This is a genomic window from Sulfitobacter sp. LC.270.F.C4 (assembly GCF_032922545.1).
Classification (GTDB): domain Bacteria; phylum Pseudomonadota; class Alphaproteobacteria; order Rhodobacterales; family Rhodobacteraceae; genus Sulfitobacter; species Sulfitobacter profundi.
On the sequence record NZ_CP136692.1, the window covers coordinates 1,650,645 to 1,666,206 of the forward strand.

The 15,562-nt window shown below is 61.0% G+C and carries 12 protein-coding genes and 4 tRNA genes; 12 read left to right on the forward strand and 4 right to left on the reverse strand.

From position 1 onward, the window contains the following. Positions 1-6: 6 nt before the first annotated feature. The 7 genes from lon (at position 7) to R1T45_RS11980 (ending at position 4,838) form a co-directional block, all read left to right on the forward strand. On the forward strand, positions 7-2,418 hold the full coding sequence (lon, locus tag R1T45_RS11950; protein ID WP_317390933.1) for an endopeptidase La: 2,412 nt from the start codon (positions 7-9) through the stop codon (positions 2,416-2,418). Positions 2,419-2,570: 152 nt separating this feature from the next. Continuing rightward, positions 2,571-2,645 (forward strand) — tRNA-Val (locus R1T45_RS11955). A 159-nt stretch (positions 2,646-2,804) separates the two neighbouring features. Further along, complete coding sequence (locus R1T45_RS11960) at positions 2,805-3,386, forward strand: histidine phosphatase family protein (RefSeq protein ID WP_120351286.1); 582 nt, start codon at positions 2,805-2,807, stop codon at positions 3,384-3,386. After that, the gene (locus R1T45_RS11965; protein ID WP_317390936.1) at positions 3,383-3,952 is read left to right on the forward strand and encodes a histidine phosphatase family protein; all 570 of its coding nucleotides are present in this window, start codon (positions 3,383-3,385) and stop codon (positions 3,950-3,952) included. The genes R1T45_RS11960 and R1T45_RS11965 overlap by 4 nt, the downstream gene beginning before the upstream one ends. A 41-nt stretch (positions 3,953-3,993) precedes the next feature. Further along, positions 3,994-4,069: transfer RNA gene (locus tag R1T45_RS11970), tRNA-Val, on the forward strand. Positions 4,070-4,534: 465 nt separating this feature from the next. Further along, positions 4,535-4,611: transfer RNA gene (locus R1T45_RS11975), tRNA-Asp, on the forward strand. 150 nt (positions 4,612-4,761) lie between these two features. Beyond that, positions 4,762-4,838 (forward strand) — tRNA-Asp (locus R1T45_RS11980). Positions 4,839-5,002: 164 nt separating this feature from the next. On the opposite strand, the gene R1T45_RS11985 is transcribed toward R1T45_RS11980, so the two are convergent. Both R1T45_RS11985 and R1T45_RS11990 read right to left on the reverse strand, forming a co-directional pair. After that, a complete protein-coding gene (locus R1T45_RS11985) occupies positions 5,003-6,373 on the reverse strand; it encodes a M20/M25/M40 family metallo-hydrolase (RefSeq protein WP_317390937.1) in 1,371 nt (456 codons plus the stop codon). Positions 6,374-6,454: 81 nt separating this feature from the next. Further along, a complete protein-coding gene (locus R1T45_RS11990; RefSeq protein WP_317390939.1) occupies positions 6,455-7,531 on the reverse strand; it encodes a sensor histidine kinase in 1,077 nt (358 codons plus the stop codon). 222 nt (positions 7,532-7,753) lie between these two features. Here R1T45_RS11990 and hemA point away from each other — a divergent pair, with 222 nt between their 5' ends. The 3 genes from hemA (at position 7,754) to ispG (ending at position 11,599) form a co-directional block, all read left to right on the forward strand. Next, entirely contained in the window at positions 7,754-8,977 is a 1,224-nt protein-coding gene (gene hemA / locus R1T45_RS11995; protein ID WP_120351283.1) for a 5-aminolevulinate synthase, read from the forward strand. Positions 8,978-9,097: 120 nt separating this feature from the next. Then, positions 9,098-10,387 (forward strand): helix-turn-helix domain-containing protein, encoded by a 1,290-nt coding sequence (locus R1T45_RS12000; protein ID WP_067626198.1) that lies wholly within the window; start codon positions 9,098-9,100, stop codon positions 10,385-10,387. Between the two features lie 87 nt (positions 10,388-10,474). Continuing rightward, positions 10,475-11,599 carry a flavodoxin-dependent (E)-4-hydroxy-3-methylbut-2-enyl-diphosphate synthase gene (gene ispG / locus R1T45_RS12005; RefSeq protein WP_067626200.1) on the forward strand — a complete coding sequence of 375 codons (1,125 nt, stop codon included), beginning with the start codon at positions 10,475-10,477 and terminating at the stop codon, positions 11,597-11,599. A 129-nt stretch (positions 11,600-11,728) separates the two neighbouring features. Here the strand turns inward: ispG and R1T45_RS12010 are convergent, their stop codons facing one another. Together R1T45_RS12010 and R1T45_RS12015 are read right to left on the reverse strand one after the other, a co-directional pair. Continuing rightward, positions 11,729-12,247: a disulfide bond formation protein DsbA gene (locus R1T45_RS12010; RefSeq protein ID WP_317390944.1), complete on the reverse strand. Its 519-nt coding sequence runs from the start codon at positions 12,245-12,247 to the stop codon at positions 11,729-11,731. Between the two features lie 2 nt (positions 12,248-12,249). Then, on the reverse strand, positions 12,250-12,999 hold the full coding sequence (locus tag R1T45_RS12015) for a DsbA family protein (protein WP_317390946.1): 750 nt from the start codon (positions 12,997-12,999) through the stop codon (positions 12,250-12,252). 96 nt (positions 13,000-13,095) lie between these two features. Between R1T45_RS12015 and R1T45_RS12020 the strand changes: the two genes are divergently transcribed. Together R1T45_RS12020 and R1T45_RS12025 are read left to right on the forward strand one after the other, a co-directional pair. Next, on the forward strand, positions 13,096-14,238 hold the full coding sequence (locus R1T45_RS12020) for a pyridoxal phosphate-dependent aminotransferase (protein ID WP_317390947.1): 1,143 nt from the start codon (positions 13,096-13,098) through the stop codon (positions 14,236-14,238). A 59-nt stretch (positions 14,239-14,297) separates the two neighbouring features. Beyond that, a complete protein-coding gene (locus R1T45_RS12025) occupies positions 14,298-15,518 on the forward strand; it encodes an N-acetylmuramoyl-L-alanine amidase (RefSeq protein WP_317390948.1) in 1,221 nt (406 codons plus the stop codon). Positions 15,519-15,562: the final 44 nt, after the last annotated feature.

Here is a 15,562-nt window from a genome sequence, read left to right on the forward strand (position 1 = left end):
TTGAGCATGTTAGAGCCACTGAACGCATCCTACCCGGTGCTTCCGCTGCGCGACATCGTCGTGTTTCCCCACATGATCGTGCCGCTTTTCGTTGGCCGCGAAAAATCCGTCCGCGCCCTTGAAGAGGTGATGGCAGACGACAAACAAATCCTGCTGTCGAGCCAGATCGACCCCGCCGAGGATGATCCCGACACCGCTGGCATCTACAAGGCCGGCGTGTTGGCCAATGTGCTGCAATTGCTGAAACTGCCCGATGGCACCGTCAAAGTGCTGGTCGAAGGTCAGGCGCGGGTGCGCATCACCGAATACCTTGAAAACGATAACTTCTTTGAGGCCCGCGCCGAGTATCTCACAGAGATGCCGGGCGACGCGGCCACCACACAGGCGCTGCTGCGCACTGTGGCGGATGAGTTTGAGCGTTACGCCAAGGTCAAGAAAAACGTGCCTGAAGAAGCGCTCGCCGCCGTTGGTGAAAGCGCCGAACCTGCACGTCTGGCCGACCTCGTGGCCGGTCACCTCGGTATCGAAGTCGAGCAAAAGCAGGACCTGCTGGAAACGCTGAGCATTTCTGAGCGGCTTGAGAAAGTTTACGGGCTGATGCAGGGCGAAATGTCCGTGCTGCAGGTCGAAAAAAAGATCAAGACCCGCGTCAAATCCCAGATGGAGCGCACGCAGCGCGAGTACTATCTGAATGAGCAGATGAAGGCCATTCAGCAGGAACTCGGCGATGGCGAAGACGGCAAGAACGAAGTGGCCGAACTCGAAGCCCGCGTGGCCGAGACCAAGCTGAGCAAGGAAGCCCGCGAAAAGGCCGATGCCGAGATCAAAAAGCTCAAGAACATGAGCCCGATGTCTGCCGAAGCCACCGTTGTGCGCAACTACCTTGATTGGATGCTGTCGATCCCATGGGGCGTGAAATCGCGCGTCAAGAAAGACCTCAGCCGTGCGCAAAAGGTGCTGGATGACGATCACTATGGCCTGGATAAGGTCAAGGAACGCATCGTTGAATACCTTGCCGTGCAGCAGCGTTCGTCCAAGATGAAAGGCCCGATCATGTGCCTCGTCGGCCCTCCGGGCGTCGGCAAGACATCTTTGGGTAAGTCGGTCGCCAAGGCCACGGGGCGCGAATTCATTCGCATCTCGCTGGGTGGTGTGCGTGACGAGTTCGAGATCCGCGGCCACCGTCGGACCTACATCGGCTCCATGCCCGGCAAGATCATTCAGGCGCTGAAAAAAGCGAAAACCACGAACCCGCTCATCCTGCTCGATGAAATCGACAAGATGGGGCAGGACTTCCGTGGCGATCCGGCTTCCGCGATGCTCGAAGTGCTTGATCCGGAACAGAACGGCACCTTCGTAGACCACTACTTGGAGGTGGAATACGATCTGTCGAATGTGATGTTCCTGACCACATCGAACAGCTACAACATGCCCGGGCCGCTTCTGGACCGGATGGAGATCATCCCGCTCTCGGGCTACACCGAGGACGAAAAGCGCGAGATCGCCAAGCAGCATCTGGTGGCCAAACAGGTCAAGAACCACGGTCTGAAGAAGAAGGAGTTCGAAATTGAGGATTCCGCTCTGACCGGCATGATCCGCTACTACACCCGCGAGGCTGGCGTGCGGAACCTTGAGCGCGAGATCGCCAAGGTGGCACGTAAGTCATTGACCAAGATCGTGAAAAAGGAAGCTGAGAACGTCACCGTGACCGGCGACAACCTCGAAGACTTCCTTGGCGTGCGCAAGCATCGCTTCGGTCTGGCCGAAGAGAAAGACCAGATCGGCGTCGTCACCGGGCTGGCCTATACTTCCGTGGGCGGTGAGTTGTTGCAGATCGAAGCTCTGCGTTTGCCGGGCAAGGGCCGGATGAAGACCACCGGCAAGCTTGGCGATGTGATGAAGGAAAGCATCGACGCGGCAAGCTCTTACGTCCGTTCGATCTCTCCGCAGATCGGGATCAAGCCGCCGAAGTTCGACACGCTGGATATCCACGTGCACGTCCCCGACGGTGCCACGCCCAAAGACGGCCCCTCGGCCGGTCTGGCGATGGTGACTTCGATCGTGTCGGTGCTGACGCAGATCCCCGTGCGGCGCGACATCGCCATGACGGGCGAGGTTTCGCTGCGCGGTAACGCCATGCCGATCGGTGGTTTGAAGGAGAAACTTCTCGCGGCCCTGCGCGGCGGTATCACCACGGTGCTGATCCCGCAGGAGAATGAGAAAGACCTGCCGGACATCCCGGATAACGTCAAAGAAGGGCTGACCATCATCCCGGTAAACCACGTCTCTGAGGTGCTGGAACATGCGCTGGTGAGCAAGCCAAAGGCGATCGACTGGGACGAAGCCGCCCAAGAGGCCGCCGAGGCTGCCGCGATCAAAGCCCGTGCCGCTGGCGTGGACGCGACCACCACGCATTAAGCCGGTTGGCCTATCAAAACGCCCCCAAACGCGCGCCTTTTGAGGCGCGCGTTTTTCGTTTTAGCAGGACATAGGCCGTACCGCATTCCGCTACAGTTTTTGCGCCAAACCCTCTTGCAAGCATCGCCGCAATTGGCTACTTCGCCCCGCAAGGGTGATTAGCTCAGTGGTAGAGCGCTTCGTTCACATCGAAGATGTCAGGAGTTCAAATCTCTTATCACCCACCATTTTCCTACGTTTTGAATAAATTCAATCGGCAGTCCCGCGTGACGGCACTCTGGCTCATCTGCGCATGATCCCAGCCACCGGGCAGGCTTGCCTTCCCCGTCCTGCGGTGGTCCTTATCCAATCAATGGCCATACCACGGACAACACGGCGGAGAGAGCATGTCGGCACATCCCAAAATCTGGTTCCTGCGACACGGGCAGACCGAGTGGAACCGCGCGTTCCGATTGCAGGGCCATCTCGATTCACCGCTGACCGATCAGGGCATCGCCGAGGCCGCGCAGCAGGCGCAGGTGATGCCGGCGGTCCTTGCGCAAAAGCCCGATATTCTCGTCTCTCCGCTTGGCCGTGCGCAGCAGACTGCGCGGATTGCACTGGATGGGGCGTCTTTTCAAACGGATGCGCGTCTGGTGGAGATCCATGCAGGCGCGTGGCAGGGGCTCACCCGTGATGAGATTCTTGCCGCCAATCCCGATCTCGCCGCGCGCCATCCAGCGCCGCTGGACATCTACGCCGCCGCGCCGGGCGGGGAGGGGCTGCCGGCGTTTCGCGGGCGGATCCGCGCGCTGCTTGATAGCCTGATCGCGCCCACCGTGCTGGTTGCCCATGGGCTCTGGGGGCAGGTGCTCCGGGCGGAGGTGCGCGGCCTTGATCTGGCCGCAGCGGGGGGGCTGAGCAACAGGCAGGGCTGCGTCTATCTGCTGGAGAACGGGACAGAAAGCGTTCTGGAATGCCCTGCATGAGCCGCCACCCGACGCTCTATATCCTGCGTCATGGTGAGACGGAATGGAACCTCGCCAACCGACTGCAAGGGCATTTCGATTCTCCGCTGACCGACACGGGCCGTGCGCAGGCCGCCGCACAGAATGCGATTCTGAAGCGCTGCGATATGGCGGGATTTTCTGCGCTCAGCAGTCCGCAGGGGCGGGCGGTGGCCACGGCGGAACTTGCGCTGGCGGGGCTGGGAATGAAGGTCGCGACGGACCCGCGACTGGGTGAGATCGGCATCGGCGCATGGGCAGGCAAGTCGCGCGATAAATTGTTGCGGCAAACCCCAGACGCGCGTGATTCCTATGATCTTTACGAACATGCCCCCGATGGCGAGGGATTCGCGGCGCTTTATGAGCGCTGCCGCAGCTTTCTCGACAGTCTGACCGGGCCTCATGTGCTGGTGACACATGGCATCACATCGCGCATGCTACGCCTTATTTTACTGGACCGCGCGCCAAGCGCGCTGCGGGACATGCAAGGCGGGCAGGGGGTGGTGTTCCGACTTGAGAAAGGTGAGCAAAAAAGGCTGACATTATAGGCTTGAAGCCCGCCCCCACCTTGCGCTATGAGGTCCAAGTCGGGTCGTTAGCTCAGTTGGTAGAGCGCTTCGTTTACACCGAAGATGTCGGGAGTTCGAGCCTCTCACGACCCACCACCTCCCCCACGTATTTGTTTGTTGTGATCGACTGCCGCAGTGGTAGGCCCGACCGACGCCCGTCCGCTCCGCGGTCAGTCTGGGTCGGGAGTTCGAGGCTTTTACGGCCCAACACTCCCCTCCCGTTAAGAGATGTCCTATCGGCCACTAAGAAGAACTGCCTGTGCAGCTTGTGCAGCGTCTTGGTGCAGCCCCCATGCACCATTCTTGTGGGTGTAATGTGGCTGGCTAAGAAAGCTATGCCATTCCGCTGCCCGACCCTCTGAACAGCAGCGACCAATCCGATCAAAGCGCCCCGAACCCTCGGCGAACATCGCGGGATTCTGAAGCCGCGAAGCCGGCCCCCAAACGCCCCAAGAACAACCTGGCGAAAATTTCATATTTTCGCACAAACCGCGCTTGACGGCAGAGCGCCCTCACCATAGAACACCCAAACGCTCCGGGGCGACCTGGAGAGTGCAGCGGGCGGTTGTAGCTCAGTTGGTTAGAGTACCGGCCTGTCACGCCGGGGGTCGCGGGTTCGAGCCCCGTCAACCGCGCCACCGCTGCCTGAAAAGGGGACCTCTTCGAGGTCCCTTTTTTCGTTTCCAGCTTCCATAAAATACCGCGCGAAACTTCTTTTCCCAAAGCGCATTTTCTCGGGCGAATGCGCTTGACGGCCCGCGCCCCTTGGCCTATTCCGCCCACATCGCGCGGTTGTAGCTCAGTTGGTTAGAGTACCGGCCTGTCACGCCGGGGGTCGCGGGTTCGAGCCCCGTCAACCGCGCCACTTTCTCCCCTTCGTTATAGTAGACATACACTGCGACCAAAGCGGTCGCACTGGTGGCGCGCGCCGTAGGTTTGCATCGCCCAAGGCGGCATATTGGCGACCGGACAGGCCCGATCGCAAGTGGGGTGCAATTGGCGACCGGGCAGGCCCGATCGCCGGTGGGATCACGTCAGCGCATCAAGGATGCGGGCCCAAGACCGGATGCCTTTGTGAAAGCTCTCCATGTCGTATTTCTCGTTCGGGGAGTGGATCTGGTCATCGTCCTTGCCGAAACCGATCAACATCGGCTCAGTGCCCAGAATCTTCTGAAAATGCCCCGCAATCGGGATCGAGCCGCCACAGCCGATATAGGCCGCAGGCACCTGCCACTCATCGCTGAGCGCTTGGCGGGCGGGTTCGAACATCGGATGGCCAATTTCTACACCTGATGCTTGGCTAGCGCCGTGGCCTGAGAAGTCGACGGTGCAATCCTCGGGCAGCATCTCTGTGACCATCTTGCGGAAGTTCTCGCGAATGGCGAGCGGGTCTTGCGTGCCGACAAGACGGAAGCTGATCTTGGCGTGCGCCTCGGACGGTAGGACCGTTTTGAATCCATCGCCAGTATAGCCGCCCCAGATGCCATTAACCTCACAAGTCGGGCGCGACCAGATCATCTCAAGCGGGGTGCGGTCCTGTTCGCCTGCGGGTTTGCTGAGACCCACGTCGCCGAGGAAGGCGGCATGGTCAAAGGCCAGCCCCTGCCACTGCGCTTCCAGATCCTCGGGCAGGTCCGGCACGCCGTCATAGAAGCCGGGGATGGTGATGCGGCCTTCGTCGTCATGCAGCGACGCGATCACTTTGCTGAGCGCACGGATCGGGTTCATCGAAATGCCGCCGTACATGCCCGAATGCAGGTCTTTGGAGGGGGCGGTGACGGTCAGCTCTTCGCCCAGAAGCCCACGCAGCATGGTGACGATGGCGGGGGTCTTGCTCTCAAACAGCCCGGTGTCGCAGATCATCGCCACATCGGCTTTCAACTCCTCGGCGTTTTCCTCCATGAAGGGGACAAGCGACGGCGAGCCGGATTCCTCTTCGCCTTCGAGGAAGAAGGTGATGCGACACGGCCAGTCGCCTTTCACTTCTTTCCATGCGCGCAAGGCCTCGATGATGGTCAACAACTGGCCCTTGTCGTCAGCGGCCCCACGGCCCCGGATCACGCGACCCTTGTCGGTGTCCTCTACCGCCGGATCGAAGGGGTCGCGGTCCCAAAGGTTCAGCGGGTCGACCGGCTGCACATCATAGTGGCCGTAGAACAGCAGATGCGGCTTGCCTTCGCCCACATGCCCCACAACCATCGGATGCCCCGGCGTGGCGCGTTTTTCGGCCTCTACCCCCATTGATTTAAGGTCCGCGACCAGCCAATCGGCGGCGCGGTCGCAATCGGCCTTATAGGCCGGATCGGTTGAGATCGACGGGATGCGCAGCAGTTCTAGCAGACGGTCAGTGGCGGCGGGCAGATCGTCGTCGATCCGGGCGAGAACATCGTCGAGGGACATGGCTTAAATTCCTTGCGCTTGTGAGTTTGGCGCGAAGGTATCAGGCGGGCAGGGCGTGTCCAGTGGCCGCGGGGCCAGTGTTCAGAACGTGAGCGAGAGGCGGCTGCCCTCGGGCGTGAGACGGTGATCCACCTGCGCATTCAACTGCGAGGCCGCCGCCGCCATCAAGGTTTGCCCGATGCTGTCGGCCCGCCGCTTGCCTTCGTTTTCCGCGCCGATGCCGTCATCTTTGCAAGACAGAATAAAACGCCCGTCGCGCAGGCTCAGGTCAATCTCGATGTTGCCGGGCGTGACGTCGGGGAAGGCGTGTTTGATCGAATTGGCCGCGAACTCGCTTATGATTAGCGCCATGGAAGACGCCGCAGTCGAGCGCAGGACGACGGGGTCTGATCTGTAGTTGATCTTCACATGCCCCGGTGCGGTTTCGCGCAAAAGCCCAACCACCTTGTCGAGGTATTTCTGTGCATCGACCTCATCGCGTCCGCGCACGGATTGCAGTTCACCGTGCAGCGTTGCCATGGCGTTGACGCGGCGCTGGATGCCGTCAAGCACATCGACCGTGGTCTCGTCGTCCAAGTGGCGGCTGTGCAGCCGGACCATGGCCGAAAGAGTTTGGAGCGAGTTCTTCACCCGGTGGTCAGCCTCGCTCATCAGCACTTCTTGCTGGCGCAGGGCAATACGAAGATCTAGCTGTTTCATCACCTGACGGGACAGCACGGACATGGCCTTGCGTTGCAGCGCGGTCAGCTGTCGCGGTTTGTTATCAAGGATGCACAGCGTGCCAAGCGGCATCCCGTCCGACGCCACCAGCAGGGCGCCCGCGTAAAAGCGCAGCCCGTCACCCGCGGTGCACAGCGGGTTGTCCGCCATCCGCGGGTCTTTGAGCGTGTCGGGAATCTCAACGAAAGGGTCTTCCAGAATCGCATGAGAGCACAGCGAGGTTTCAAGCGGCGTCTCGCGCGCGTTCAGCCCAACCTCGGCTTTGAACCACTGGCGGTCCTTGTCGATCAGGTTGATCACCGAAATGGGCGCCTCACAGATCTCGGCTGCCAGCTCGACGATTTCGTCGAACTCCGCCTCGCGCGGGGTGTCGAGGATCTCATAATTATAGAGTGTCCGCAGGCGTTGGTCCTGCTGGGGGTGAGGATCGGCGCGCAAATTAAGGCCCCTTTCTGGGTTTCCTGTTGAAGACAGGAAAGCGCCCGAAAACACAAGCAGACAATCGAAACTGTGCCTAAATCCGCGCTCCTACCTGCGACAGTTCGTCCCGCAACGGGTTCTGGATAAGAGATTGAAGCTTCGGCCTTGGATCTGTAATCATTCTAAAAGCTGAATATGGAAGGGGCCCTTCCTGTTCGCGCCAAAAGATGGAGACGCGCAATGGACTATAACGAGAAGCTCGACGCGGCGATTGCGCGCCTGCATGACGAAGGCCGCTACCGGACCTTCATCGACATCGAGCGTCGCAACGGCCAGTTCCCCCATGCGGTCTGGACCAAGCCCGACGGATCGCAGCAAGATATCACCGTTTGGTGCGGCAACGACTACCTTGGCATGGGGCAAAACCCCGTTGTGATCGAAGCAATGGAAGAGGCCCTGCGCGCGACCGGGGCAGGCTCTGGCGGCACGCGCAATATCTCTGGCACAACGGTTTACCACAAACAGCTTGAGGCTGAACTGGCCGATCTGCATGGCAAGGAAGCGGCGCTGCTGTTCACCTCGGCCTATATCGCCAACGATGCCACGCTTTCCACGCTGCCCAAGCTGTTTCCGGGGCTGATCATCTATTCCGACGCGCTGAACCATGCCTCCATGATCGAAGGGGTGCGCCGCAATGGCGGGGCCAAGCGCATCTTCCGCCATAACGATCTGGACCATCTGCGCGAGTTGATGGAGGCTGATGACCCCGCCGCGCCCAAGCTTATTGCATTTGAATCGATCTATTCCATGGACGGTGATTTCGGCCCCATCGAAGAGATTTGTGATCTGGCTGATGAATTCGGCGCGCTGACCTATATCGACGAAGTGCACGCCGTGGGCATGTACGGCCCGCGCGGGGCAGGGGTGGCAGAGCGTGACCGCCTGATGCACCGGCTCGACATCATCAACGGCACGCTGGCCAAGGCTTACGGCGTCATGGGCGGCTATATCGCGGCCTCGGCCAAGATGTGCGACGCGATCCGCTCCTATGCGCCGGGCTTCATCTTTACCACTTCGCTGCCGCCCGCCGTGGCGGCGGGGGCGGCGGCTTCGGTTGCCTATCTCAAACGCGCGCCGGAACTGCGCGAAAAGCACCAGCAGCAGGCCAAGGCGCTGAAATTGCGGCTCAAGGGGTTGGGTCTGCCGATCATCGACCACGGCAGCCATATCGTGCCCGTCATGGTGGGCAACCCGGTCCATACCAAGCTGCTGTCGGACATGCTGCTCGAAGATCACGGCATCTATGTCCAGCCCATCAACTTCCCCACCGTGCCACGCGGTACAGAGCGGCTGCGCTTCACGCCGTCGCCGGTGCATGGGCCCAAGGAAATGGATGCGCTTGTTCGCGGGATGGACACGCTCTGGTCTCATTGTGCGCTGAATCGTGCCGAAGCTGCGGGCTAACGCAGCGCTATTCGTGTTTTGCGTTGTCTTGTGGTAGCCTTTTGTCAAGAAAAGGCTACATCCGAATCGTTGGGGCGTGTTTGGATCAAAGCTACAGGCTAACAGGGACAGGGCATATTGATGATCGGGCGATGGGCCTCCAGAACCGCTGAGGACGAAACAGTCGAACCCAAAGGGTTCGATGCATTCGAATTGCGGTTGGGGGATGTCATGCGCGGTGAACGCGCCACGCTCGGTAAATCCCTGCTCGACGTGCAGCGCGAATTGCGCATCAAAGCCTCCTATATCGCGGCGATTGAGAATTGCGATCCGGGTGCATTCGACACGCCCGGTTTCATCGCGGGCTACGTGCGCTCCTACGCACGCTACCTCAACATGGACCCCGATCAGGCCTTTGCCGCATTCTGCAAGGAATCCGGTTTCGCCGTGGCCCATGGCATGTCCGCCGAAGCCTCGGTGGTTAAAAAGCCCAGTTTCGAAGAACGCCGTAAGACCCCGAAAGAAGACGATCTTTTCGCCCGCCCCAATACGCCTTTCGTGCCCACGGGCGATGGGCTGCTCAGTCGGATTGAGCCCGGTGCTGTCGGCTCTTCGCTGGTGCTGATCGCGCTGATCTCTGCCATCGGCTTTGGCGGCTGGACCGTCCTGAAAGAGGTGCAGCGCGTGCAGGTGGCGCCGGTGGATCAGACCCCGATTGTGCTGTCCGACCTTGATCCGCTGGACGGGGCACTGGCCCGCGCACCAGACGCAGAAGACGATTCCGCTGCGCCCCAAAGCGTGGAAAGCCCGCGCGCTGATGCGCTCGACCGGCTTTATCGCCCGCAGGCTTTGGATGTGCCGGTGTTGGTGGCGCGTGATGCGCCCATTGCCTCCATCGATCCGCGCTCCGTCAGCAATTTCCCGACCCCCGACCGCCCCGCCACGGCAGAGCCAAGCACCGCCGTGGCCGAGAATGGCACGATCGACGCTGCCATCGACGAAGCCCTGATGCTTGCCAATGCCGAGACCGATCTGCCCAAACCGCAGGTGGTTGAGCCTTTGGGAGACAAGGTGCGCATGGTCGCGGCCTATCCCTCATGGGTGCGGGTGCGCGCCGCCGATGGCACGGTGATTTTCGAAGGCGTGATGAACAAGGGCGACACATGGGATGTCCCCGTCACCGAAGAGCCGCCCTCCCTGCGGACGGGCGAATCCGGTGCGCTTTATTTCGCGATGGCAGACGGATGTTTCGGCCCTGTCGGGCCGCGTGGTGCTGTCACTTCGAATGTGCCGCTCCACGCGCAGGCGCTGGCCGAACTTTATCAGCCAGTTGACCCAAAGGCAGAGCAATCGCTGAGCCGGATGTTCGCCGATCTGGAAGGCTCGCTTGACCCTTCCGCGCTGGCGGCGATGCCCTGTCAGGGCAGCTAAGCGCGCGGGCCGTCGCTTCCCATTGCACATGATGCCCCGGCTGAATAGGTAGGGGCCATAGCCCCTGATCCCGCGAAAGGTGTCTTCATGTCGCTTCATTCCATTCGCCCTTGGCGCGATATTCCGCGTCGCAAGTCCCGGCAGATCATGGTGGGCAATGTGCCAGTGGGCGGTGATGCGCCGATCACCGTGCAGACCATGACGAATACGCTGACCACTGATGTGGCCGCCACCATCCAACAGGTGCAGACCGCCGCCGATGCGGGCGCGGATATCGTACGGGTTTCGGTCCCGGATGAGGCGTCTTCCAAAGCCCTGCGTGAGATCGTGCGCGAGGTGTCTGTGCCCATCGTGGCGGACATTCATTTCCATTACAAACGCGGGATCGAGGCCGCCGAGGCCGGTGCCGCCTGCCTGCGCATCAACCCCGGCAACATCGGCGACGAAAAGCGCGTGCGCGAAGTCATCAAGGCCGCGCGGGACCATAATTGCTCCATTCGGATCGGCGTGAATGCAGGCTCGCTGGAGCGGCATTTGCTGGAGAAATACGGCGAACCTTGCCCCGATGCGATGGTCGAAAGCGGTCTGGATCACATCAAGATCCTGCAAGATAACGATTTCCACGAGTTCAAGATTTCCTGCAAAGCGTCCGACGTCTTCATGGCCGCCGCCGCCTACCAACAGCTTGCCGATGCCACTGACGCGCCCATCCACCTTGGTATTACCGAGGCAGGCGGACTGATGTCGGGCACGATTAAGTCGGCCATCGGTTTGGGCAATCTGCTGTGGAGCGGGATTGGTGACACGATCCGTGTTTCTCTGTCGGCCGATCCGGTCGAAGAGGTGAAAGTTGGCTATGAGATCCTCAAATCTCTGGGCCTGCGGCATCGCGGTGTGAACATCATCTCTTGCCCCTCCTGCGCGCGGCAAGGATTTGACGTAATCAAGACTGTCGAGGCCTTGGAAAAACGGCTGGAGCATATCAAGACGCCCATGAGCCTCAGCATCATTGGCTGTGTGGTGAACGGCCCCGGTGAGGCGCTGATGACCGATGTGGGTTTCACCGGCGGTGGGGCCGGGTCTGGCATGGTCTATCTCGCGGGGAAACAGAGCCATAAGCTTGGGAATGAGGGCATGATCGAGCATATCGTCGAGCAGGTCGAAGAACGCGCGGCGCAGATTGAGGCTGAAGCGGTGAAAGCGGCGGAATAGGGTAGTGGCTGGGCCGCTGGCCGGGTGGCGGCGGACAGGGTGCGCTGCGGTATTTTTAAAAGGATGAAGATGATGGGGGGCGCGTGAACCGGGAGGGGCGCGTGCTTTTTGGCTGTTTGGAAGCTGTTCTTAATCAGCGGGTTGGTGGTGAAGGTTAATGTGGTTGGGGGTGAGGTATTTCTCTAGGACCACGGGCGGCATGTGGCCGTTGAGCACCATCTCAGGCAGTACGTAGAAGGGGGCAGCGTCGAGCCCTAGGGCGGCGGCCCAGCGGGCGGCTTGGGGCGTGGGCAGTTCGTGTTGGATGAATGTCAGCCCGTAGCGCTTTGTAATTTCAGTTAGTTCTTTGACGGCGGTATTGCAGGTATCGCAGTCTTGCGCGGTGAAGAGCGCCACGGCGTGGCCTGCCAGAAGCTCGGGGGTGAGGCGTTCGAGCAGGGTTAGGTCGTCTTGGATATATTGCCGCATTTCGGATTGCGCGGGCTGTGGCGCTGCCAAGGCTTTGGCGATGACATCGCCATTCGCCAAAATCGCCGCGCGCAATTCAATGTCAAAGGCGGCACGCGCGGTGGGGTCAAGCGTTCGAAGATCACCGGCCCCGACAGGCAGGGCCAGCGCGAGAGCTGCCATGGCTGCCGGGGCGCGCATTTTTAGCCGCGTTTTTCGTCCACCAGTGCCATCATCTGATCGTAGGGCAGGTAGCCGCGCAGCATCTCATCCTGCATGACGAAGGTAGGGGTGCCGGTGATCTGCAGCTTTTGCGCCAGCGCGCGGGTCTGGGTAATTTCCTGTATGACTTCATTGCTGTCCATCTTGGCTTCGATCGCCGGGACATCCAGATCAAAGCTTTCGCCTAAACGGCGCAGCGCGGGCAGGGAGACCTCACCGTTGAAGGCCATCAGGGCATCGTTCAACTGCTTGTAGGCATCGCCGCCCGCGACCTGTTTGGTCGCCACGGCAAAGCGCGACGCCAGCATGGATTGATCGCCAAGGATCGGGAATTCTTTGACAATCAATTTGATATTACCGTCCGTTTCCAGCAGCTTGGCCACTTCGCCATGGGCGCGTTTGCAATAGCCGCAGCGGTAGTCGAGGAATTCGACCAGCGTGATGTCGCCATCCGGGTTGCCACCGACCCAGGAATAACCGTCGTCGAAAATTTCATCTGCGTTGGCGGTGACCAGATCAAAATCGGCCTGCATCTGCGCTTCGGCCTGACGGTTTTGCATCTGCTCAACGGCCTGCAGGATCACCTCGGGGTTTTCCATCAGATAGGCGCGGACTTCGGCGCGGAACTGCGCGCGCTCGGCGTCGGTTAGCTCGGTCAAGTCCATGGCCCCGGCGGGGGCGGCAAGGGCCAGCGCGCTGGCAAAGGCGGGGGCGATGAGGCGGGTGAACATGGGCGGTCCTTTCGGTAAAGCTGCGAAATAGGGGCCAAGGGTTGACGCCCGGCATCAGGCGCGGTGAAAGCATATGCCGAGAGTAGGAGCAAGCCCATGCGCAATTCAACCAGGTCCGCCGTTGATCCCTTTATCGTGATGGACGTGATGCAGGCCGCCAGCGCCGCCGAAGAGGCGGGCCGTCACATCATTCATATGGAGGTCGGCCAGCCCGGCACAGGCGCGCCCAATGGGGCGGCCGAGACGTTGACAAAAGCCATGGGAGAAGGCGCGCTTGGCTATACCGTGGCGCTTGGCTTGCCCGCGCTGCGCGCACGGATCGCGCGGATGTACGGGGAATGGTACAACGTGGATCTGGACCCGGCGCGGGTGGTGATCACGCCCGGATCCTCGGGCGGGTTTCTGCTGGCCTTTACCGCGCTGTTTGATTCCGGAGACAGGGTGGGCATCGGCGCGCCGGGCTATCCCAGCTACCGCCAGATCCTGCGCGCCTTGGGGATGCAGCCGGTCGATCTGCCCGCCGCACCGGAAAACCGCTACCAACCTGTGGCCTCTGATTTCGCGGGCGAAGACCTGTGCGGGTTGTTGGTGGCCTCTCCTGCCAACCCCTCGGGCACGATGCTGGACCGGCCTGCGCTTTCGGCGCTGACGGATGCCTGTGTGGCCAATGACATGTCCTTCATCTCGGATGAGATTTACCATGGCATCGAATACGACAAGAAGGCCGTGACCGCGCTGGAGGTCACCGACGACTGCTATGTCATCAACTCCTTCTCGAAATATTTCTCGATGACCGGCTGGCGCGTGGGTTGGATGGTGGTCCCCGAAGATCAGGTGCGCGTGGTTGAGCGGATCGCGCAAAACATGTTCATCTGCGCCCCCCATGCCAGCCAGATCGCGGCGCTGGCGGCGATGGACTGCGATGATGAATTGCAGGCCAATCTGGCGGTCTATCGCCGCAACCGCGACCTGATGATCACCGGGTTGAAAGAGGCTGGGTTCACCGACATCGCGCCGCCCGATGGGGCGTTTTATGTCTATGCAGATGTCTCTCGCTTTACCGAGGACAGCCGCGCCTTTGCTGCTGAGATTCTGGAAAAGGCAGGCGTCGCCGTGACCCCCGGTCTCGATTTCGACCCGGCGCGGGGGCATAAGACGCTGCGCTTTTCCTATGCGCGCAGCACGGCAGACATGGAAGAGGGGATTGCCCGGCTCAAAGCCTTCATGGCCGCACGCTGAGCGCTGGTTTGCACGCGCGGCAGGTGGTAGAAGGGCGAAAACGGGCAGGGTGGTCAAACATGCGGGCAATTCTTAAGGGACTGGCAGTGGCGCTGGTCTGTGCTGTGCCGGTGGCCGGGGCCGCACAGGAGTTGACCGCGCTGGCGCGGGTCGATCCGGTGGAGAGCGCGGTGAAAGACGGTTGGTTTGGTAAAGCCGACCTGACCGTGGCGCTTAGCCAAGGGGTGCCTTTCCGGGTTTTCCTGTTGGATGATCCTGCCCGTCTGATCGTCGATTTCCGTGAGGCCGATTGGTCAGAGGTGGCGCGCGGCGACCTGCTGAAGAAACCGGGCCGTATCTCTGCCCTGCGCTTTGGCGCGTTTCAGCCGGGGTGGTCGCGGTTGGTGGCGGATCTGGCCGAACCGATGATACCTGCGGAAATTGGCATGCCAGTGGATGCAAGCAGCGGTAAGGCGCGGCTTGAAATTACGTTGGAAACCGTCGCGGCGGAGGTTTTTGCCAAGGCCGCGGGCGTGCCCGTGGATCCCGATTGGACCACCGCGCTCACCGCCCCGCCAAAGCCCGCGGCGGTGGATAAGGACAGCTTTACCATCGTGTTGGACCCCGGTCACGGCGGCATCGACCCCGGCGCGCAGCGCGAGGGGCTGGACGAAAAAGATCTGATGCTGAACTTCGCCCGCGATCTGCGCGATGCGCTGCGGCGCAAGGGCGTGGATGTGTTGCTGACTCGTGACGATGATATCTTTGTGGCGCTGGAGTACCGGGTGGCCATCGCCCATCAGGCCGAGGCGGACCTTTTCATCTCCCTTCACGCCGACAGCCTGTCGCAGGGCGGGGCGAGCGGGGCCACAGTCTATACCCTTTCGGATGATGCCAGCGACGTGGCGACCGAACATCTTGCCGCGCGGCATGACCGGTCCGACATCATCGCGGGTGCAGATTTGACCGGCTCGGATGATCAGGTGGCGGGTATCTTGCTTGATCTTGCCCGCCAAGAGACCGAGCCGCGTTCAGATGCTTTGGCCGCGACTTTGGTCGAAGGCATGCGTGCGGCGGGCGGGCCGATGAACAGCCGACCGCTGCGGCGGGCCGGGTTTTCAGTCTTGAAATCTGCGGATATTCCATCGGTTCTGGTCGAAGTGGGGTTCCTCAGTTCGAAACGGGATCTGACCAATCTGCGCGATCCGGTGTGGCGCGCGTCGATGGTGAGCGCTATGGCGGATGCGATCGTTGCCTGGCGTGATCAGGATGCGGCGCTCAAGCCCTTGATCAGAAAGTAAATTAGAATGATATGGCCGGTTTGGCGATGGGCGAACATTCGCCC